This window comes from Burkholderiales bacterium (assembly GCA_036262035.1).
Taxonomy (GTDB): domain Bacteria; phylum Pseudomonadota; class Gammaproteobacteria; order Burkholderiales; family SG8-41; genus JAQGMV01.
The window spans coordinates 82585-101885 of sequence record DATAJS010000025.1; the positions used below are offsets into that span (position 1 = coordinate 82585).

Annotated in this window: 21 protein-coding genes; 5 read left to right on the forward strand and 16 right to left on the reverse strand. The window is 67.0% G+C overall.

Going from position 1 to position 19301, the window contains the following annotated elements; translation table 11 throughout:
- Nucleotides 1-112 precede the first annotated feature (112 nt).
- Together VHP37_25605 and VHP37_25610 are read right to left on the reverse strand one after the other, a co-directional pair.
- Nucleotides 113-1081, reverse strand: a complete 969-nt coding sequence (locus VHP37_25605) for a tripartite tricarboxylate transporter substrate binding protein (GenBank protein HEX2829748.1) — start codon at nucleotides 1079-1081, stop codon at nucleotides 113-115.
- Nucleotides 1082-1083: 2 nt separating this feature from the next.
- On the reverse strand, nucleotides 1084-2013 hold the full coding sequence (locus tag VHP37_25610; GenBank protein ID HEX2829749.1) for a tripartite tricarboxylate transporter substrate binding protein: 930 nt from the start codon (nucleotides 2011-2013) through the stop codon (nucleotides 1084-1086).
- Between the two features lie 120 nt (nucleotides 2014-2133).
- Here VHP37_25610 and VHP37_25615 point away from each other — a divergent pair, with 120 nt between their 5' ends.
- The gene (locus tag VHP37_25615) at nucleotides 2134-3723 is read left to right on the forward strand and encodes an amidase (protein HEX2829750.1); all 1590 of its coding nucleotides are present in this window, start codon (nucleotides 2134-2136) and stop codon (nucleotides 3721-3723) included.
- 76 nt (nucleotides 3724-3799) lie between these two features.
- Here VHP37_25615 and VHP37_25620 read toward each other — a convergent pair whose 3' ends face one another.
- Nucleotides 3800-4417 carry a hypothetical protein gene (locus tag VHP37_25620; protein HEX2829751.1) on the reverse strand — a complete coding sequence of 206 codons (618 nt, stop codon included), beginning with the start codon at nucleotides 4415-4417 and terminating at the stop codon, nucleotides 3800-3802.
- 89 nt (nucleotides 4418-4506) lie between these two features.
- Here VHP37_25620 and VHP37_25625 point away from each other — a divergent pair, with 89 nt between their 5' ends.
- On the forward strand, nucleotides 4507-5487 hold the full coding sequence (locus tag VHP37_25625) for a tripartite tricarboxylate transporter substrate binding protein (GenBank protein HEX2829752.1): 981 nt from the start codon (nucleotides 4507-4509) through the stop codon (nucleotides 5485-5487).
- A gap of 58 nt (nucleotides 5488-5545) precedes the next feature.
- Here the strand turns inward: VHP37_25625 and VHP37_25630 are convergent, their stop codons facing one another.
- Nucleotides 5546-5842 (reverse strand): hypothetical protein, encoded by a 297-nt coding sequence (locus tag VHP37_25630; GenBank protein HEX2829753.1) that lies wholly within the window; start codon nucleotides 5840-5842, stop codon nucleotides 5546-5548.
- A gap of 318 nt (nucleotides 5843-6160) precedes the next feature.
- On the opposite strand from VHP37_25630, the gene VHP37_25635 reads away from it, so the two are divergent.
- Nucleotides 6161-7096, forward strand: a complete 936-nt coding sequence (locus VHP37_25635) for an acetamidase/formamidase family protein (protein ID HEX2829754.1) — start codon at nucleotides 6161-6163, stop codon at nucleotides 7094-7096.
- Nucleotides 7097-7291: 195 nt separating this feature from the next.
- Here the strand turns inward: VHP37_25635 and VHP37_25640 are convergent, their stop codons facing one another.
- Nucleotides 7292-7588 carry a hypothetical protein gene (locus VHP37_25640; GenBank protein HEX2829755.1) on the reverse strand — a complete coding sequence of 99 codons (297 nt, stop codon included), beginning with the start codon at nucleotides 7586-7588 and terminating at the stop codon, nucleotides 7292-7294.
- Between the two features lie 84 nt (nucleotides 7589-7672).
- Nucleotides 7673-7951: a DUF4258 domain-containing protein gene (locus VHP37_25645; protein ID HEX2829756.1), complete on the reverse strand. Its 279-nt coding sequence runs from the start codon at nucleotides 7949-7951 to the stop codon at nucleotides 7673-7675.
- A 141-nt stretch (nucleotides 7952-8092) separates the two neighbouring features.
- Here VHP37_25645 and VHP37_25650 point away from each other — a divergent pair, with 141 nt between their 5' ends.
- The gene (locus VHP37_25650) at nucleotides 8093-8296 is read left to right on the forward strand and encodes a hypothetical protein (GenBank protein HEX2829757.1); all 204 of its coding nucleotides are present in this window, start codon (nucleotides 8093-8095) and stop codon (nucleotides 8294-8296) included.
- Here VHP37_25650 and VHP37_25655 read toward each other — a convergent pair whose 3' ends face one another.
- From VHP37_25655 to VHP37_25685, 7 genes are all read right to left on the reverse strand, one after another.
- Nucleotides 8297-8455, reverse strand: a complete 159-nt coding sequence (locus VHP37_25655) for a hypothetical protein (protein HEX2829758.1) — start codon at nucleotides 8453-8455, stop codon at nucleotides 8297-8299. It abuts the gene before it with no gap.
- The gene (locus VHP37_25660) at nucleotides 8452-8814 is read right to left on the reverse strand and encodes a hypothetical protein (GenBank protein HEX2829759.1); all 363 of its coding nucleotides are present in this window, start codon (nucleotides 8812-8814) and stop codon (nucleotides 8452-8454) included. Before VHP37_25660 ends, VHP37_25655 begins: the two co-directional genes overlap by 4 nt.
- A gap of 425 nt (nucleotides 8815-9239) precedes the next feature.
- Nucleotides 9240-10271 carry an HNH endonuclease gene (locus VHP37_25665; GenBank protein HEX2829760.1) on the reverse strand — a complete coding sequence of 344 codons (1032 nt, stop codon included), beginning with the start codon at nucleotides 10269-10271 and terminating at the stop codon, nucleotides 9240-9242.
- Between the two features lie 24 nt (nucleotides 10272-10295).
- A complete protein-coding gene (locus VHP37_25670) occupies nucleotides 10296-10553 on the reverse strand; it encodes a hypothetical protein (GenBank protein ID HEX2829761.1) in 258 nt (85 codons plus the stop codon).
- A gap of 176 nt (nucleotides 10554-10729) precedes the next feature.
- Nucleotides 10730-11335 (reverse strand): AAA family ATPase, encoded by a 606-nt coding sequence (locus VHP37_25675; protein ID HEX2829762.1) that lies wholly within the window; start codon nucleotides 11333-11335, stop codon nucleotides 10730-10732.
- Nucleotides 11336-11379: 44 nt separating this feature from the next.
- On the reverse strand, nucleotides 11380-11793 hold the full coding sequence (locus VHP37_25680) for a PIN domain-containing protein (GenBank protein ID HEX2829763.1): 414 nt from the start codon (nucleotides 11791-11793) through the stop codon (nucleotides 11380-11382).
- A complete protein-coding gene (locus VHP37_25685) occupies nucleotides 11790-12044 on the reverse strand; it encodes a hypothetical protein (GenBank protein HEX2829764.1) in 255 nt (84 codons plus the stop codon). Before VHP37_25685 ends, VHP37_25680 begins: the two co-directional genes overlap by 4 nt.
- Before the next feature lie 78 nt (nucleotides 12045-12122).
- Here VHP37_25685 and VHP37_25690 point away from each other — a divergent pair, with 78 nt between their 5' ends.
- A complete protein-coding gene (locus VHP37_25690) occupies nucleotides 12123-14369 on the forward strand; it encodes a transglycosylase domain-containing protein (protein HEX2829765.1) in 2247 nt (748 codons plus the stop codon).
- A gap of 110 nt (nucleotides 14370-14479) precedes the next feature.
- Here VHP37_25690 and VHP37_25695 read toward each other — a convergent pair whose 3' ends face one another.
- The 3 genes from VHP37_25695 to VHP37_25705 all read right to left on the reverse strand — a co-directional run bounded on the left by VHP37_25695 (nucleotide 14480) and on the right by VHP37_25705 (nucleotide 19062).
- The gene (locus VHP37_25695) at nucleotides 14480-15148 is read right to left on the reverse strand and encodes a hypothetical protein (protein ID HEX2829766.1); all 669 of its coding nucleotides are present in this window, start codon (nucleotides 15146-15148) and stop codon (nucleotides 14480-14482) included.
- Nucleotides 15149-15239: 91 nt separating this feature from the next.
- Nucleotides 15240-17939 (reverse strand): DEAD/DEAH box helicase, encoded by a 2700-nt coding sequence (locus VHP37_25700; GenBank protein ID HEX2829767.1) that lies wholly within the window; start codon nucleotides 17937-17939, stop codon nucleotides 15240-15242.
- 295 nt (nucleotides 17940-18234) lie between these two features.
- Complete coding sequence (locus VHP37_25705) at nucleotides 18235-19062, reverse strand: tripartite tricarboxylate transporter substrate-binding protein (GenBank protein HEX2829768.1); 828 nt, start codon at nucleotides 19060-19062, stop codon at nucleotides 18235-18237.
- Nucleotides 19063-19301: the final 239 nt, after the last annotated feature.

Consider the following 19301-nt stretch of genomic DNA (forward strand, 5'->3'; position numbering starts at 1 on the left):
GCGCGCCAGCGCGAAATGATCCGGTATCCCCTTCCCCCTCATGGGGAAAGGTAGATGGGGGTGGGCTTCAAGGTCAAAATGGATCCCGGCCTACGCCGGGATGACGGACCTGTTATTCGTTCTTCATCCCGGTCGCGCGAACGATCTTCGCGTACTTCGCCGTCTGCTCCGCGAGGTACTTCTGGAATTCTTCGGGCGTGCTGCCGACCGCTTCCACCGCTTCGTCGCGCAGGCGCGCGCGCACGTCATCCGCCTTCAGCGCCCGCACCATCGACTGGTTGAGCGTCGCGATCGCCGCCTCGGGCGTTTTGCGCGGCGCGAGGAGCCCGTAGGACGACGTGAGCTCGTAGTCCTTCACGCCGGACTCCTGCATCGTCGGCACCTCCGGTGCGATCTGCATCCGGTTCGTCCCCGTCACGGCAAGCGCCCGCAGCTTGCCCGCACGCACCAGCGAGAGCGCGGTAAGGGGCGAGGTGATCATCATGTGCGCTTCGCCGGAGGTGACCGCGGCGACCGTGCCGGTGACACCGCGATACGGCACGTGCACGATCGCGATACCGGTCGACAGCTTGAGCAGCTCTCCCCCGAAGTGGGCGACCGATCCGTTGCCCGCCGACGCGTAGTTGAGCTGTCCCGGCCTCGACTTCGCGAGCTTCACCAGGTCCCGCACCGATTTCACCGGCAGCGACGGATGCACGCTCAGCATGAACGGCGTCACCGCGATCAGCGTGATCGGCGCGAAATCGCCGACCGGATCGTACGGAAGCTTCCTGACCAGGCTCGCGTTGATCGCGTGCGTGTCGTTGACGATGAGTATCGTGTAACCGTCCGGCGGCGCTTTCGCCGCGGCCTCGGTCCCGATCACGCTGCCCGCGCCGGGACGATTGTCGACGACGATCTGCTGCTGGAGCGACGCGGACAGCCGCTGCGCGAAAAAGCGCGCGATGGTGTCGGCCCCGCCGCCCGCGGCGAACGGCGAGATGAGACGCACCGGCTTGCCGGGGTACGCCTGCGAATGGCCCGTGATCGGCACCCCTGTCATTGCGAGGAGCGCGAGCGACGAAGCAATCCCGTGACGCACGGTCATTCCGGCTTGATATGCGCGTCGTTCACCACCTTCTGCCACTTCGCCTGCTCCGACACCATGAGCTTGCCGAACTCGGCGGAGGTCATCGGCTTGGTGAGTATCGCCAGCGCGTCGTAGGACTTGCGCAATTCCGGCGCTTCCGTCGCGGCGGCGGCTTCCGCATGGATGCGCTGGATCACCGCGGGCGGCGTTCCCGCCGGCGCGAACATCCCGTACCAGATGCTGGTCTCGTAACCGGGCACGCCCGCTTCCGAGATCGTCGGCACGTCGGGCAGGCTCGCGGACCGTTTCAGGCTGCCGATCGCCAGCAGCCTCAGCCGTCCGGCGTTGATGTGAGGCAGGAGGCCGATGAGCGACGTGAGGATCATCTGGGTGTGGCCGCCGACGACGTCGGTCACCGCCGGCCCGCCGCCTTTGAAAGGCACGTGCACGAGATCGATGCCGGCCATCAGCTTGAAGAGCTCGGTGTTCATGTGCGGGAAACCGCCGACGCCCGACGACGCGTAATAGATCGTTCCCGGCTTCGCCTTCGCCAGCGCGATCAGCTCCTTCACCGATTTCACCGGCATCGAGGGATGCACGGTCAGCGCGCTCTCGTTCATACCCAGGAGAGCGATGGGCGCGAACGAGTGGATCAGGTCGACGTTCGGCTTCGGCCTCGCGATGAGAAAGCCATAAGCCGTCGAGCTCACCATCAGCGTGTAGCCGTCGGGCGGCGATTGCGCGGCCGCCAGCATGCCGATGATGCCGCCCGCGCCGGGACGGTTGTCGACGATGACCGACTGCTTCAGCCGCGAGGAGAGCTCGGTGCTGACCAGGCGCGCCACGGTGTCGGTGGGCCCGGGCGGCCACGGGACGATCACGCGTACGACTTTCTCCGGATACGCCGCGGCGACCGCGGTGTGGACTCCGAATACGATGCTCATCAAAACGGCTGCGACTGCGAGGACGGCTTTCATCTTCACGTTGCTGTGCCCTTCATGTGGATGCGCCCTCCGATGTTTACACGAACGGGGGGCGCATGAGAACCGCGTTACGATATCCATATGGAATTTCCGCTCACGCTCGCCGAAGCCGCGAGGCGCGTCGAGACGCGTGCGATCTCGCCCGTCGAGCTCGTGCGGGCCGCGCTCGATCGCATCGAAGCGTTCGACGGTCGCATCAATGCGTTCAATACGATCGTCGCGGAGCGTGCGCTGGAGCAGGCGCGCGCAGCCGAGCGCGAGATCGGCGCCGGCCGCTATCGAGGGCCACTGCACGGCATTCCGTTCGGCGCTAAAGACATCTACGATACCGCCGGCATCCTCACGTCCGGCTATTCGAGAGCGTTCTTCGACAACGTTCCAGCGAACGATGCGACGGTCATCGCGAAGCTCTACGCGAGCGGCGCGGTGCTCGCCGGCAAGCTCGCGACGCACGAGCTCGCCAATGGCGGACCTTCGTTCGACCTGCCGTGGCCGCCCGCGCGCAATCCATGGAACACCGAGCATGCCACCGGCGGCTCGAGCACCGGCGCCGCGGCGGCTGTCGCCGCAGGCTTCCTGCCGGCGGCGCTCGGCTCAGACACCGGCGGCTCCATCCGCATTCCCGCGGCGCAGTGCGGCGTCGCCGGCCTCAAGCCGACGTACGGGCGCGTCAGCCGCGCCGGCGTGATCCCGCATTCTTTCAGCCTCGATCATTGCGGCCCGCTCGCGTGGACCGTCGAAGACTGCGCGATCGTGCTGCAGGCGATCGCCGGATACGATCCGCTGGATCTCGCCAGCATTAATCACCCCGTCCCCGATTACCGCAGCGCGCTCGACGGCGATATCCGGGGCTTACGCATCGGCGTCGTCCGTCATTTCTGGGAGGAGGACCTCGCGGTCTCTCCCGAAGTCTCTTCGGCGATGGACGCCGCGCTCGCGACGCTCGCCGGTGTCGGCGCACGCATCGAGACGGTGCGCGTGCCGCCCCTTCAGCGCTTCTACGACGTCAAGAACGTCATCGCCAAGTGCGAGGTGTTCACGGTCCATCGGCAGCGGCTCGTCGAGCGGCTCGACGATTTCGGCGCGGACTTTCTCGCGCTCACGCTCCCGGGGTGTCTCTTCTCTGCGACCGATTACCTGCGCGCCCAGGCCGGACGCCGGGCGCTGATCGAGGCAATGTCAGCGATCCACGAGCGCTGCGACGCGATCGTCACCGCCGGCAGCGGCCCTGCGCCCAAGCTCCGCGCGACGAGCGCGACGCGCGCGATCGATCACTGGACCAAACCGAATCTGGAAACACCGTTCAGCGTGACCGGCGCGCCGGCGATCGCGGTGTGCAACGGATACACGGCCGGCGGCCTGCCGCTGGCCATGCAGATCGCCGGGCGCGCGTTCGACGAATCCACCGTGCTGCGCATCGCGCACGCGTACGAGCGCGCGACACCGTGGCGGGACCGACGTCCGATGCTGGATGCCGCCGGCGACGAAAACCAGGGTCTGACTCCGAAGAAACCGGGGGCAGACCCTGTGCATCCCGCCACGCGCGAGCGAGTCGCCAAGAGCCTGGAAAGCGCCGGGCTCACGCTCGACGAAGAGCGATTCGCGCAGCTCTGCACGATCGCGCCGATCGCGCTCGATGCGGCGCGCCGGGTAGGCCGGGAACGGTCATGAGCGCATCGGCGCTGCGTCGTCGCGAGGCGCGAACGTGCTCCTCGACTCCAGCGGCAATCCGAGCAGATACGCCGAATCACGGCTTACCGGGCTCGCAGCGCCCGACCATCGTGAACCAGTGCCCCAGCGAGCTCTTGTCCTTGTCGGAAAGCGTCGCCTGGAACCAGTATTCATCACCGTCGGAGGGAGCCAGCAGGAAATTCACGCTCTCCGTCGAAACCGCTTTCGGCGGGAAATCGCCCTGGAGGACGCGGTCGAAACGGCCGTCTTTCACGAGCTGCGCGTCGACCGGCCCGACGCCCAGCACCCGCACCGACTCCCCCTTCGCGAGCCGCTGCGTGCGCGCCCTGAGCAGCTCATACCTGGCAGTGTGAACATTGATCCGGCGTGGCGAGGGATTCTCGACCGTCACGCTGAACGTCCCGTAACAGGCGGAGTGCTCACGACTCCATTGGAGGAACACGCCGCCCGTCATCGAGAGGCGGGTGTTCAGCGACGGGGCGCTGGCCTGGTCCCACGTCCAGTACCCCCACGCGGCAGCGCCGACGATCGCCAGGCTCTGCAAGACCTTGTTGACCACGTCCAGCCAGTGCGTCAGTCCGCCGGCGCGAGCCGGCGCGGATTCGGGCGGGCGCACGGTATCCTGATCGGATGCGGGCTCGTTCGGCGGCCGGGCGTTCTGCTCTTCGCTCATCGACGGTCCTCGTCAATTCCACGGGCATACGCATCTTATCGCTGCATGAGGTATAGGATGGAATCGGTCAAACAGCGGGAGGATTTCGCATGAGCCGGTGTCGGCGCCTCGCAACACTCCTCGTCATCGCCGCGCAGCCGGCGCTCTCGCTGCATGCCGCACAAACCGATCCTGCGCGCGCTTACCCGTCCAAGCCCATCCGGTTCATCGTCCCCTATTCCGCCGGCGGCGCGACCGACATCACCGCGCGCGTCATCGGCGCCAAGCTCGCCGAGAAATGGGGCCAGCAGGTCGTCGTCGACAACCGCACCGGCGCGGGCGGCGCGATCGGCGTCGAGTACACCGCGAACGCGACGCCGGACGGCTACACGATCTGCCTCTTCTCCGCGTCGCAGACCACCGCGACCGCCGCGGGCCAGAAGCTCCCTTACGACCTGCTGAAAGACCTGCAACCGATCTCGCTCGCCATCACGGTCGGCTACGTGGTGTATCACTCACCGAAGCTCCCCATAACGTCGGTCGGCGAGCTCATCGCCCACGCGAAAGCGAACCCGGGCAAGCTCAACTACGGAACGTCGGGCATCGGATCGCTCCAGCACCTCGCGGGTGCGCTCATGAGCCACCTGGGCGGCATCAAGGTCGTCCCGGTGCAGTACAAGGGATCGGCGAACATCGTGCAGGCGATGATGGCCGGCGAGGTGCAGTTCGGGTTCAACTCGATGTTCAGCGTGCGGCCGCACGTGCAGGCCGGACGTCTGCGCTGGATCGCGACGACCGGCGCCAAACGCTCGCCGCCGATGGAGTTGCCGACCGTCGCCGAGACGCTGCCGGGCTTCGAAGTGACGCAGTGGTACGGTCTCATCACCGGCGCCCGCGTGCCCAGGCCCATCGTTCAGAAGATTTCCGCCGCCGCCGTCGAAGCCGTGCGTTCGCCCGACGCTTCGCAGCGGCTCACCGCCGACGGCTCCGAGATCGTCGGCAGCACGCCCGAGCAGTTCGGCGCGCACATCCGCAGCGAGATCGCGAAGTGGGGCAAGCTCGTGAAGGAAGCGAACCTCTCGCTGCAGTAGGCGCACTTCAACGAACGAGGCCGTGCGCGAACGCGCACGGCCTCTTCTTCATGGGCGTTTAGTGCTTGGCGCCCTTGGTGCTTCCCGATCCGACGGTCGCATTGGCGCCGGTAGCGGCGCTGGCGCCGACCGCGCTGGTGTCGGCCTTCGCACCCGCACGCGTATCGACGCTCGCGCCCTTCGCGCCCGGCGTCGAATGCTGGCCCGCCTTGATGTCCGCAGCGCCGCCGACCTTGGCGCCATCCACTGCGGCCTTCGCACCGGCATTGACGGCGCCGTGCGTGCTCGTCTGTGCGAACGCGAGCGAGGAGAGGGCGGACATGGAGGCGATCGTAACGATGGTACGTAGCTTCATTGGTACTCCTGATTTGGTAAGAGTTGCGAAACATGCGCGATCATCTTGGCGATGCGCACGGGGGCGGCTTATCGCAACATCCATACCATGCGCTCGATCGACGTCAAAAGCGTGTCGTAACAGTGTGTTGTTCATCGAGCACCGCTCGTGACCGCGATTCGCGCGTCTGCCTCGGGCGACAGCGGGACGGAGTGGGGACATTAGACGCTTGATGCGCGGCGCTATTTTCGAGTCGCTGCACGCCGACACGCTTCGCGCATCGATCGCGCAATCGCGCGCCTGTGCGTTATGCTGGGCGCTTCGACGATCGGAAAACCCATGTCAGGAAAACTCCATCTCCTCGATGCGAGCGTCGTCCACTACGAGTGGAACAACGCGATCCCGCCGCGGCTCACGATCGATGCCGGCGACACCGTCGTTTTCGAGACGCGCGATGCGTCCGACGAGTTCTACTCGCCCGCATCGACGCACGAGGACGTCATGCGCCGCGTGTTCAAGGGCCACCCGCTGACGGGGCCGGTGTACGTGCGCGGGGTGCAGCCCGGCGACGTGCTCGCGGTGGAGATCGTCGATATCGCGCCACGCGCAGCGTTCGGCTGGACCAACGTGCGGCCGGGCCGCGGGCTGTTACCGGAGAGCGAGTTCAGCCGTCCTTTCCTCCAGGTCTGGGACGTGACCGACGGCAAGTTCGCACGCGGCATGCGCGACATCGCGGTGCCGCTCGCGCCCTTCCCCGGCGTGATGGGCGTCGCTTTGGACGATGCCGGCAGCCACAACACCGCACCGCCGCGCAAGAACGGCGGCAACATGGACATCAAGCAGCTCACCGCGGGAACGACCGTGTTCCTCCCGGTGTGGGTCGAAGGCGCGCTCTTCAGCGTCGGCGATGCGCACGGCGCGCAGGGCGACGGCGAAGTCTGCATCACCGCGGTGGAGATGAATGCGCGCATCACTTTGAAGTTCGACGTCATGCCGGCGCGCCACCTCACCGAGCCGCAATTGCGCACGCGCGCGGGCATCCCCGCCAGCGGTCCTTGCTATGCGACCACCGCGCACGGCCCCGACCTTCACGAGTGCGCCCGCCAAGCGGTGCGCCACATGATCGACCACCTCGTGCGCGAGCGGGGCCTCTCTCGCGAAGAGGCCTACATCCTGTGCAGCGTCGCCGTCGACTTGAAGGTGAGCGAGATCGTCGATGCGCCGAACTGGATCATCTCGGCGTTTCTGCCCGAGTCGATCTTCGGCGGAGGTTGATCTTCAACGTCGCGCTTTTAAAGGCGCATTAACCGCAGCCCGCGTAGGGTGCGTTGAGGCGCAAGCCGTAACGCACCGCGCCTTTCCACCGTTCGCCCCGAGCGTAGCGAAGCGAAGTCGAAGGCCGTCATCACGAGGAGCGAAGCGACGCGGCGATCTCATGAGGTACGATTTCGCTACGCGCGCGGTAGCGCCTCAAGCGTTCCGGCTAACGAACAGACCGCTCCGACCAATAGGCGGGCCGAAGTCGTTCGTGTGCGACTGCGAGGATGTAGATCGTATCTTATCGAATACGCGGTCGGCAGGAATGGTTTCGGCCGTGCCGTCGACGATCTCCCGATACCTTTTTTCGCCTCGGCGATCCATTCGTCCTCGACGCCCGCTGCGGGGAGGGCCGTCCAGTTCGGCGATGAGCGAACGGAGCAGTTCGGCTTTCTCGCCTGTATTCAATGAGCGGATCTTCGCCTCGAGTTCTTCGATCACGCTGGCCATTGAACCGTCTCCATCAGTCGAAGAGAGAAGCGTATCTCGGCTGGATCATTACGGCACGCAAGGTCTGGGCCAGCCTGAATTGGATCACCGGCGGGGAATCCGCCTGTCCCGCCGCCCCACCGTGATCACCGCGCCGTCGCCGGCGACGACGGCGTACGTGTTCAGCTGCTTCTCCATCGCCCGATACGCCACCCGCCCCGAATCCTTCAGCAGCCGGGTCCGCGCCTTCTTGTCGAAATAGACGATGGTGGCGCCGTGATGGTCGTGCGCCTGAGAGCCGTAGGCGAGCAGCGAGTCCAGGGTCGCCGCGCTGATCCCCCGCTGCTGCATCCTCACTTTCGCGTGCTGCGTCAGGGGTGTCATGGCGGCTCCTATCGCGATCTACCGGGCTGGCAGCACAGTATGAGGAGGCGGGTGGCTCAGGGCGTGAGCCAGCGGGCCGGCGGCACGCTCGTTGGAAAGACGTTACCCTCGACGAGATCCGCGTCGCGTCATGGAGAAAGCTTGGGGAAGTACCTCGTTATCCTCGTCGTCGCCTTGCTGGCGACGCACTTGCTGCTCTCGCGCAACAAGCAGGAACCCAGGACCGCGACGCGCAAATCGATCCACCGGGCGCTCGAATCGACCGTCAGAAAGACCGCGATCGCGGTGGGCGCGCTCATCGCCGCGCTCGTGGTGATCCTGCTCGTCAAGCACGTGACGTCGTGATCAGCGATACAGCCCCTGCCGCTCCAGCCACGCCTGGATGACGCCCGCCACCTGGTCGCTGTTGCGGTCCATCATGATCATGCGCGAGTTGCCGCGGATGCCGGCCTTCGGCAGGTCGACGATCTCGACCTTCCCGCCCGCCGAGCTCACCGCGTTCATGAAGTCGACGCCGTTCTGGCGGATCTTCGGCCAGCGCGCGTCCTGCTCGATGTAATCGCCGTAGATCGCGAGCACGGCGTGTTCTTCAGCACGCCCGCGCGGCTCATCTCGCCCGCGGCGGCGGGCCCGACCGCGATCAGCGCCTTCACCTTGTCCGGACGCGCCTGCGCGACCCTGAACCCGAAGAGTCCCGACTGCGAGTGCACGAGCACGACGCACGGACACACCTTGTCGACGAGCTCGGTGTAGGCCGCGATGATCGCGTCGTCGGTCGTCGTCCAGCGCGGCACCGCCTGCTTCACGAACTGGTTGTAGGCGTCGGTCGGGAACTGGCTGCCCGGCAGCACCTTGCGCTTCAAAGGATCCTCGCTGTACGAGCCCGCCCCGCGCCGATGCGAAAGCGCTCGAACGGGTTCTCTTTGGTGAGGAACACCGGGTCGCCCTTGAGCAGTCCGGAGTCATCGCCCAGCCCGAGCGCCCGCGCTCGACCGCGTCCGAGTTGTAGACCGCCCACCCTTTCTTCACGAAGTAGTTGAGCCAGCCTTCGCGGCCGTCGGGCGTCGTCTCGTACGTGACGCCGGTGAGCCCGCCGCCGTGCCACATCAGGAGCGGCAACGCGCCGCGTTGATTCGCCGGGATGAAGTACTGCACGTACATCTGCTCGACGAGATACACGCCGTTCGGATCGACCTTCGCCGGCACGCCGCCCGGCGTAAACAGCACCTCCTTCACCGGCTTGCCCGAGATCGTCACCTCGGCGTCGCTGCCGAAACGCTATCACGCTCTAGAAGAGTTGCCGCCATGTCGCCGACAGATGCGTCGTCTCGCGCGCCCGCACCCAGACCAGCGACCGGGCGCGTTCCGCCTGCTCGTAGGCCCATTCGGCGACCGAAAACGAAGCATCTGCGTCCAAGACGAACGGCGCCTGCGCGAACGCCTCCCCCAACTGCGCGTCGTCGCGGCGGTTGCGGTCGAGCCAGCGCTCTAGGTGCCCCGTCGCCGCCAGCATTTCCGCCTTGTGCTGGTTGCACGTCCGGTCGGCGAGCACGAAGTTGTGGCCAAGGTCGCGCGGGTAGCGCGACCACGGGATGAAGTGGTCGACTTCGATCGCATCGGCAAGGGTGCGATCGCAGTAGAAGCAGCGATTGCGCTGGAGATCGCGCAGCCCGTCCATGATCGAGCGCAGGGCGGCGCGATTGGTGCCGAAGAGGAAGTCGGCGAGGTCGCCCGTCGCGCCGAGCACGTCCCGGTTGGTCGGCAGGCTTTGCACGAACGATAGCCAACCCATCTGCACCAGCGCCTGCACGACGCCGAACTGCACCTTGAAAAACGCAGCCACGCCCGGGCGCAGGACGATCGCGCCGTCGATCAGTTTCTCTTCGTAGAGAAAATCCAGGCGATCGGCGCCGACGAGCTGCAGGCGCCAGAGCGGCATCTCGTCCAGCAACCGTCCGATTCGCGCCACGAGCCGATGCCAGCGCGGATGCCGCCGCGCCACCGCAAGAGTGGGCGCATGCGCGCGAAACTCGGCAATGAGCGTAACGGCGGCAGCCTGGCGCCCGGTGTTCTGCGCCAGCACAACCCCGCCGACGAACGGTGCAGTCTGGTGCCAGTAGAGCGTGATGAAACGATCGCTGAGCTCACCGAGCGGAATCGCGAGCGTGCCGTCCGCCGCCGGCGTCTTCTCGACGGCGAGCTCCGCCAGCGCCAGCACCAGAGCGAACTTATAGGTCGCGACGAACAGCCCCTCGTGCAGGATGCGCTGGAGCTTGTTGAGAAAGTCGAGCTGCGTCGCCGCTGCCGGCAGTTCGGCCAAAGCAGTCCGCCTACGGCTCCCGATTCAGCGCTGCAACGCGCGCATCCGCGTCTGCCGCTCCGCTTCCGCCTGATCGCGCAGGTTGCGCTCCTGGATGCGATCGTTGCGCTGGTCGCGCTTGCAGTCGTCCCGTTCGGTCTGTCCCTGAAGGAAGTCGCAGTTTCCGCTGAGCCGTTTCCAGAAGCGCCCTTCCCGCTGGCGATCCGCCTCCACACGCTGCTGCTGTCGATCCGCCGCATCCTGACGAGCACGCTCGGCGCGGTAGGCATTCAGGGTCCGCACGCACTCAGCATATCCCGGATGGCCCGGATCGCACGTGCCGGCACGCTGAGCCGCGCGCGGCGCAGCACCGTGGCCCTCAGGACACAGTTGTGCTTCCCGAAAAACGCCGTCCTGACAGCGCACGACCGGTTCGGCGAGGACCCACGACGAGACAGAAAAGCAGAAGCAGGCCACTACTACGCGGTGCAGGAGCATATTCGTGTTGTTATGAGCAAGCGCTCCGATATTATCGCGACTCCCCCACTCGCTGCACCGCCCTCGCCGTAAACCCGATCCCGCTCCCGGCTCCGAACATGCGTGCGCCGACGTGTCCGCCCCGCGAGCATGTCGCCGATCGCCGATTCGACGTCGCGCTTCTCGATGATCTCGCCGCCGCCGCGCTCAAGCATCGCCTGCGCGGCACGCCGCATGAGCTCCTTGATGAACGCGGGGCTGACGGGACCGAGGCGACGCGCTGCGTGCACGGCCGCGGCATCGTCCACTCTCAGCGCGCCGGCGTAGCGCCGCACGAGCAGCGCCCGCTCGCTCTCCGACGGCAGACCGATTTCGATCGCCTGATCGACGCGCCCCGGACGCGCGGCGAGCGCCGGCTCGAGCACCTCCGGCCGGTTGGTCGTGAGCACGAACAGCACGCGCGCCATCTGAAGCGTGTCCTGCAGGAGCAGGTAGTCGGTCCCGGCGACGATGAGCTTCGTGTAACCGGCGAGCTCGCTCGCGAGCCAGCGCACGACCGTCGTCTTGCCGGTGCCGGGCGGCCCGTACAGGAGCACGCGGAAACGCAACGACTCCGCGCAGTGCACCGCGCGTTCCGCGAATACGTCCCGGTCTAATCCATCCAGGACACGATTTCGAAAGGCTTGTTTCCCTTGACCCGCAGCGCCTGAAAGTCCCTCGCATCGACAGTGAGTATCCTCCGGCAGCCGCTCGTCATGGCGAGCCACACGAGCGCCGCATCGGCAAAGTCGAGGTCGCGGTCCGCATATTTCAAAAACGTCGTGCGGATCGCAACGAAGCCGTCCGCGGGTATATCGACCACGGACAGGCCACCGCGAATTGTCCATTCGAGCAAGTCCGCCTTGGCGCGCGTGTCGAGGAAGACACAGGTTTCTCCGATGATGGGTGTGACAGTGGCGAGCGCGTGAGCGTGCTCGCGAAGGTAGGCGCGCGCAGCGCTGCGCAGCTTGTCGCCTCGACGGAACAGCGCGATCAGAAATCCGGTATCGACCAGTGCGCCGGTCACTTCAAGCGGCCGCGAATGCGTTCGCGCAAAAGCTTCTTACTGTTGCGCGCGACGTCTTCGGAAGGCGCCTGGTCCGTTTGCGGACCAAAAAGGTCGCTGCCAAGCTCGTAAGGGCTTGGTGTGCCTTTTTTCGAGACAAGAAATTCCTCGAGCGCACGCTTGACCGCCTCGCTCTTGCTCACCTTGTTCTTCGCGCAATATTCCGCGAGCTCCTGCTCGACGCGCAGTGGGACGCGTACCGACAGAGTCATGATGCCGCCTCTTGTGTGACACCCGTTGCATGATTGTAATACAGCACGGGCCGGTTTCATGCTAAAAACCTTGCGGAGATGAACACGGTCCTCGAGTCCCTCCGCACTCTCGCCATCACCGCCCGCCGCTACCCCGGCCGCACCGCGCTCGCGCTGCCGGTGCTCCTGCTCGTCTACGTGCTCCTGCTGATTCCCTTCACGCCCGGGATCACCGACCTGCGGCGCGCCAAGATCGCCACCCCCTCGGTGGTGATGTCCGTCGACGGCGTCGTCCTCGCCGAGTTCAAGCGCCTCAACCGCGAATGGGTGCCGCTGGACAAGATCGCGCCGAACGTCATCGACGCGCTGATCTCGACCGAAGACGTGCGCTTCTACGAGCATCACGGCATCGATTTCCGGCGCACCGCCGGCGCGCTCCTCCACACGCTCAAAGGCGACCGCCAGGGCGGCTCGACGATCACCCAGCAGCTCGCGCGCAACCTCTTCCCCGAGGAGATCGGCCGCGCCGCCAACATCCACCGCAAGGTCAAGGAAGCGATCGTCGCGCTCAAGATCGAGGCGCTCTACACCAAGCGCGAGATCCTCGAGACCTATCTGAACACGGTGCCTTTCCTGTTCAACGCCTACGGCATCGAGATGGCCGCGCGCACCTACTTCGACAAGAACGCCGACGAGCTCGACACGCTCGAAGCCGCGACGCTGATCGGCATGCTCAAGGGCACGAGCTCGTTCAATCCCGTGCTGAATCCCGAGCGCGCGCGGCAGCGGCGCAACCTCGTGCTCGCGCAGATGGCGAAGCGCGGCAAGCTCACGAAGGCGCAGCTCGCGACGTTGAGCAAACGCCGTCTGAAGCTCGACTTCGAAAAACAAAGCGAGCCGCCCGGCCCCGCGCCGCACATCGTGCAGCACATCCGCAAATGGCTGCTCGAGTGGGCGGACGAGAACGACTACGACATCTATTCCGAAGGGCTCGTCGTCCGCACCACGCTCGATTCGCGCTTGCAGGAAGCCGCCAACAAGGCGATCGCGCGCCAGATGCGGCGCCTCGAGCCGCTCGCCAGCGCGGTGCGCAGGCGCGACGGCGCCGACTCCACGCTCCAGGCGGGCTTCATGGCGATGGACCCGCGCGACGGCGCGGTGCGCGCGTGGGTCGGCAGCCGCGACTTCGAGACCGAGCAGTTCGACCACGTGTGGCAGGCGCGGCGCCAGCCGGGCTCGGCATTCAAGCCTTTCGTGTACGGCGCGGCGCTCGCGATGGGCATCCCGTCGAGCACGACCTTCGTCGACCAGCCGGTGACGATCCGCATCCCCGGCGGCGGCGTGTGGCAGCCGAGCGACGTCTCGCCGCCCTCCTACGCGCCGATGACGCTGCGCCAGGGCCTCGCCTACTCGAAGAACACGATCACCGCGCAGCTCATGGAGAAGGTCGGCCCCGAGCGCGTGGTGCAGCTCGCGCAATCGTTGGGCGTGCGCGCGAGCAAGCTCGAGCCCGTGCTCTCGCTCGCGCTCGGCACGAGCCCCGTGACCCTGCGCGAGATGGTCACGGCCTACAGCGCGATCGCGAGCGGCGGTCAATATATCGAGCCGATGGTCATCGTGCGTGTCGAGGACCGCAAAGGTGACGTGCTCGTGAAGTTCGAAACGAAGCGCGAATCGGCCCACGCGCTGCCGCGGCAGAAAGCGCTCGAGCTCGTCGACATGATGCGCGGGGTGATCGACCAGGGCACCGGCGCGGGGATACGCAGCCGCTACGGCATCACCGCGGACGTCGCCGGCAAGACCGGCACCACGCAGGAGAACACCGACGGCTGGTTCCTCATGATGCACCCGCACCTCGTCGCCGGCGCGCGCGTAGGCTTCAACAGCACGCTCACGATGGGGAACTGGGGCCAGGGGGCGCGCAGCGCGCTGCCCATCGTGGGGGAAGTGTTCCAGCAGGCGCTGAGGGTGAAGGCGATCGACGCAAACGCGGAGTTCGCGATCGCGCGGAAGAAGCCGGAAGCGCCGCAGCCGGAGCTGTTGAGCGACCCGATGCCCGAGGGGGACCTGGGAGCGCTGACGCCGGGCCAGCAGCAGATGCCGAACGACCTGATGCCGCAGGTTCAGGGGCTGCCGTCGCCGCAGCCGCAACCTCAGGGCTTGCCGCCGGAGAAAGGGCTCATCCTGCCGCCGCCGAAGCCGGATCCGCAGCCGCAGCCGCAGCCGCCGCGCGCCGACTTGCCGCCGCCGAAAGGGCTCATCCTGCCGCCGCCGAAGCCGGACCCGCAGCCGCAGCCGCGTCCTGCCGAGCCGCCGGCGCCTGCTTCTCCTGCACCGCCCGGGTAGCGGTCATCGCGAGCCGTCTCCGATAGGAACGGCGTGGCGATCTCGTGGCGCACGAATGGCCTTTCGGACGCTCCGCGATTGCTTCGTCGCTTCGCTCCTCGCAATGGCAGCTATCGTGGCCGCGTCTTCCTGGTCCGCGTCGCCTTCGACATTCGCTTCTTCCCCACATTCGCCAGATCCAGCTCGAACAACGCCCCCAGATCAGCACCCACCAGCCGCTTCGCCGATCCGCTCCGGCTCGCGCCGATCGTGATCTCGCTGCCGGCACGCGCGATCAGCTCGTTTTCGTCGACGCCTCGAAGCTGGAACAACAACTGCGGCTTTTCGTCGAGCCGCGCGCCGATGCCGTACAGCACGGCCGCGACGTGCTTGCACATGTTGGTCCAGTCGTCGGGGCACGAACAGTCGAAGGAGATTTCCGCCGGCGCGGGGAAAAGCCCGCTTTCGCGATCGCACATGTGCGCCATCACGCTTTTCGAGAGCCTGCCCTGCAGGAGATCGACCACCGATCCGATCTCGCCCGCGCAGCGCCGGCAGACGTCATCCCAGCGCGCCTTCGACGCCTGGCGAATCTTCACCTGCACGTCGTATACGTGCGAGCCGAGGACATGCGCCTCGACGCTGCCTTTGCCGATCGCGAGATGCAGCACAGCCCCCGAGCGCGCGTAGCTGCGCCCGCGCTCGAGCCTGTTACGCAACTCGGCATACGACTCGATGTTGTCGCACCACGCGCGGCCCCAGAATGATTGCGCGATGCCCCGCTCCGCCGCGATCGTCACCGGGTCCCATCCCGGCCGCGCATGGGCGCGCGCCTCCCGGCGCCGCTCCTCCACCGGCACGTAAGCGGGGAACCCGTAGTCGTACGAATACCTACGTCGCCGCGGCATGGATATCGAGCGCCACGAGCTTCATGATCTGTTCGTTGCTCATCTCGGTCAGGATGGTCTCTGCGTCGCCCGCCAGCACGTCCTCCGAAAGGCGGCGCTTGGAAGCGATCATCGCATCGATCTTCTCCTCGAGCGTGCCGCGGCAGACGAACTTGTGGACGAGCACGTTGCGGTGCTGGCCGATGCGGTAGGCGCGGTCGGTCGCCTGGTCCTCGACCGCCGGGTTCCACCAGCGGTCGAAGTGCACCACGTGGCTGGCGGCGGTGAGGTTGAGCCCCGAGCCGCCGGCTTTCAGGGAGAGCACGAAGAACGGCACGCGCTCGTCTTCCTGGAAGCGGCGCACCAGGTCCTGCCGCTTGCCCACCGCGGTCGAGCCGTGCAGCACGAGCCCCGGCCGCCCGAACACGCTCGCGAGAAACGTCGCGACGGGCCCGGTCGCTTCGCGGAACTGCGTGAACACGAGCACCTTCTCCTGCTTCGCTGCGATAGTTTCGGCGATCTCGGCGAGGCGCAGCATCTTGCCGCTCTCCTCGGGGGTCCACGCGCCGTCGCCCAGCCAGTGCGAAGGATGGTTGCAGATCTGCTTGAAGCGCATGAGGAACGACAGGATCAGCCCCTTGCGCTGCATCCCGTCCTCCTTCGCCTCGAGCAGGGCCTTCTCGAGCGCTTTCACCGACTGCGCGTAGAGCGCTGCCTGCTTCGGCGACAGGCCGCAGAAGGCCTGCACTTCGGTCTTGTCCGGCAGGTCGGCGATCACTCGCCGGTCGGTCTTCAGCCTGCGCAGGATGTACGGCCGCACGAGCTCGCGCAACGGTCCGTAGGCGTTGTGCTCGCGCGCGGCGAGGCGCTTCGCATACGCGGTGAACGCCTGGCGCGAGCCGAGCAGCCCGGGGTTGATGAAGTCGAAGATCGACCACAGGTCGCCGAGCTTGTTCTCGATCGGCGTGCCGGTGAGCGCGATGCGCGCGTCGCCTTTCAACGCTTTGGCCGCGCGCGACTGCTGCGTGCCCGGATTGCGGATCGCCTGCGCTTCGTCGAGGACGACGGTGCGCCACCCGGTCTCGCGCAGCCACGCGAAGCGCGAGAGCGAGCCGTAGCTGGTGATGACGAGATCGCGTTGTGCGAAGTCCGCCGTTTCCAGCTCTTTCAGCTCCGCCGCCGGATGCACCGACGTATGCGCCACGAACACGTCGAGATCGGGCGCGAAGCGCTCGATCTCCGCGACCCAGTTCGCGAGCAGCGACGCGGGCGCGACCAGCAGGCCGCGCCTGGTCGCGCGCTTCGCCTTGCGGTCCTCGTCGCGCAGCGTAAGCAGCAGCGCGAGCACCTGTATCGTCTTGCCCAGCCCCATGTCGTCGGCGAGACACGCGCCCAGCCTCAGGCGATGGAGGAGATGCAGCCAGCGCAGCCCCACCTCCTGGTAAGGACGCAGGGTGGCCTTGAGCGCCGTCCTTGCGCGCGCTGTCGCGAGTCCCTCCGGACCCCGCAATGCATCGAGCGTCTGCGCGAGCCACGGCCCGGCGGTGACCGTCGACCATTCGCGCGCGGTGTCGTCGCCGGCCTCTTCGAGCGTTTCTCCCGTCCCCGCGACCAGCCGCATCGCCTCGGCGAAACCGATTCCCCCTCGCGCCGATTCCTTCTCGATCCTCTCGAACGTCTCCAGCATGCGGCCGAGCTTCTCGCGATCGACCTCGACCCAGCGCCCGCGAATCATCGCCAGCGCCTCCGTCCCCGCGAGAAGCTTCTTCACCTCTTGCGCGGTGAGGCGCTCGCCGTCGAGCGTCACTTCCATTTTGAAATCGAGCAGCGCATCCGCGCCGAGCCCGGCGGGCGGCTTCGTCCCGACGGTGGCGCTCACGCGCGGACGCGGCGGACGCGAGCCACGCCATACGCTGGGCACGCGCACAATGACCCCGGCCGCTTCGAGCCGCGGCGTGTCGCGGAGAAGCTGAACAGCGTCGGCGGTCGTCCAGCGCAGCGGGTGATAGATGTCGCCCTCGTCGACGAGCCGCTTCACCCACTCGCAAGCCTCGGCCGCGCGCTGCACCGGCGCCAGCAGCGAGACGAGCTGCTCGCGCTTCCTCGCGCCGGCGTACTCGTGCAGCGCCTGCCCGAGCGGCACGTGCCGCGCCTGCGACTGCGCCCCGAGGTGCGTCGTATACGTCGCGAGAAACGCGAACGGCGCCTCGTCGTCGCCGCGGTTCTCCGCGAGGTTGAAGTGCACGCGGCCGACGAGGTTCCAGGCGGGATTGCGCGACTTGAGATACCCCTCCAGCGATTCGCCCGACGCGGCGAGCTCCGCGCGCAGCGTCCGGTCGGTCTCGCGCCATAAAGAGGCCAGCAGCGACGCATCGAGATACTCCGCGCCCGCCATCGGCGGTGCGCCCGCGGCAATCCGCGCGAGCTCGGCCTCCGCCGGCGGCGCGATCTCCGCCGTGTCGAAGTCCGGATGCGTGCGCACCGCCGTCACGTAGCGCACGCCGAAGTCGCGCCAGTAGGCGAGCGCCGCCGGCAGCGGGGTATCGGTCTCGGTCGCTCCGAGGTGCAACAGCGCGTGGCCGGACCCGCGCTCGAACGCCGCAACGAGCGTTGCCGCCGGATTCGCGTCGAGCGGGAGCGCCTCGTCCGACGCCGCGAGGATCAGGCGGCCCTGCGGGGTCAGGGCGGGTGCGAGAGCGTTCACGCCACAGTTATACCGCAGCGACCACGCATAAGTCGTCAGGCATCTCCAATCGAGTCATCGCGAGGAGCGAAGGCATCTCCGATCAGCTCGTCGCGAGGAGCGTAGTAACTCCGATCATGTCATCGCGAGGAGCGAAGCGACGTGGCGATCCCGTGGCGCACGCAGCGGACCCTCCGCGATTGCTTCGTCGCTCGCGCTCCCTCGCAATGACAGTAGTGGTAGATCAGCGCTTGGGCGGCAGGAATTCTCGCGCAGGTGCAGGCAGCATCTGCGGCAGTGCCGCCTCCCGCCGCCCCTACTCCGCCCGTATCTTCGCGTCCCTCACGACGTTCAGCGCCCGCGCGTAATCGCTGCGTATCAGCTTCCCGAAGTCGTCGCTGCCGCCGCCCGCCGGCGCGATGCCCAGCGCGTCGAGCGCCTTCCTCGTTTCGGTTTCGGCGAGCATCTCGTTCGCCGATTGGTTCAGCAGCGCTACGATCCCGGCCGGCGTGCGCTTCGGCGCGACCAGCCCGAACCACGACTCGACGACGAAGCCGGGCAGCGTCTCCGCGAGCGTGGGGAGATCGGGCACCGCGTTCCAGCGCTTCGCGGTCGTCACCGCGAGCCCGCGCAGCCGGCCCTGCTGTATGTGAGACAGGAGCGGCGACAGCCCGCCGAGGATGAGATGGGTCTCGCCTTTGAGGAGATCGGGCATGCCGAGGCCGGTGCTCTTGTAAGGCACGTGGAGCATCCGGATCCCGGCCTGCTGGGCGAACTGCTCGGTCACGAGATGCGTGAGACTGCCGACGCCGGGCACCGGATAAGAGAGCTGCCCGGGGCGAGTCCGCGCGTAGTCGACGAGATCCCTGACGCTCTTCGCCGGCAGCGACGGCGTCACCGCGAGCGCGAACGGGCTGAACCCGAGCTTCACGATTCCAGCGAGATTCCCGATCGGATCGTTGTCGGGCCTGTGCGTCGCCACGCTCGCCGGGAAGCTGCCCGAGACGAGCATGAGCGTATGACCGTCCGGCAGCGCCTGGACAGCGATACCGATGCCGATCAGCCCGCCGCCGCCGCCGCGGTTATCGACGACGAATTGCTGACCGAAGCGCTCGGAGAGGCGCTGTGCCGTCAGGCGCGCCATGCTGTCGCTGCCCCCGCCTGCGGCCATGGGGACGACGAGGCGGACCGGGCGGGTGGGATACGTGGTTTTGGTTTGCGCGTGGGCTGAGGCGGCGCATAAGGCGAGCGAGATGAGAGCGAGAGCGGCGCAGTTCGGATTCGTCACGGCTTCTCCCATGGCATGCGTTTAATCAGCGTGCGAGGAATCAGTGCAGCTAGCTTTCTTTGCTGGTGGCCTTGGTCGGTCGGCGGGCCCGCCCC

Coding starts and splice junctions, on each gene's coding strand:
- VHP37_25705 (HEX2829768.1), bottom strand. CDS start 19,062: ATGGCGCGCCTGACGGCACAGCGCCTCTCCGAGCGCTTCGGTCAGCAA.
- VHP37_25630 (HEX2829753.1), bottom strand. CDS start 5,842: ATGAAGCTACGTACCATCGTTACGATCGCCTCCATGTCCGCCCTCTCC.
- VHP37_25635 (HEX2829754.1), top strand. CDS start 6,161: ATGTCAGGAAAACTCCATCTCCTCGATGCGAGCGTCGTCCACTACGAG.
- VHP37_25625 (HEX2829752.1), top strand. CDS start 4,507: ATGAGCCGGTGTCGGCGCCTCGCAACACTCCTCGTCATCGCCGCGCAG.
- VHP37_25690 (HEX2829765.1), top strand. CDS start 12,123: ATGAACACGGTCCTCGAGTCCCTCCGCACTCTCGCCATCACCGCCCGC.
- VHP37_25655 (HEX2829758.1), bottom strand. CDS start 8,455: ATGAACGCGGTGAGCTCGGCGGGCGGGAAGGTCGAGATCGTCGACCTG.
- VHP37_25645 (HEX2829756.1), bottom strand. CDS start 7,951: ATGACACCCCTGACGCAGCACGCGAAAGTGAGGATGCAGCAGCGGGGG.
- VHP37_25685 (HEX2829764.1), bottom strand. CDS start 12,044: ATGACTCTGTCGGTACGCGTCCCACTGCGCGTCGAGCAGGAGCTCGCG.
- VHP37_25640 (HEX2829755.1), bottom strand. CDS start 7,588: ATGGCCAGCGTGATCGAAGAACTCGAGGCGAAGATCCGCTCATTGAAT.
- VHP37_25615 (HEX2829750.1), top strand. CDS start 2,134: ATGGAATTTCCGCTCACGCTCGCCGAAGCCGCGAGGCGCGTCGAGACG.
- VHP37_25620 (HEX2829751.1), bottom strand. CDS start 4,417: ATGAGCGAAGAGCAGAACGCCCGGCCGCCGAACGAGCCCGCATCCGAT.
- VHP37_25610 (HEX2829749.1), bottom strand. CDS start 2,013: ATGAGCATCGTATTCGGAGTCCACACCGCGGTCGCCGCGGCGTATCCG.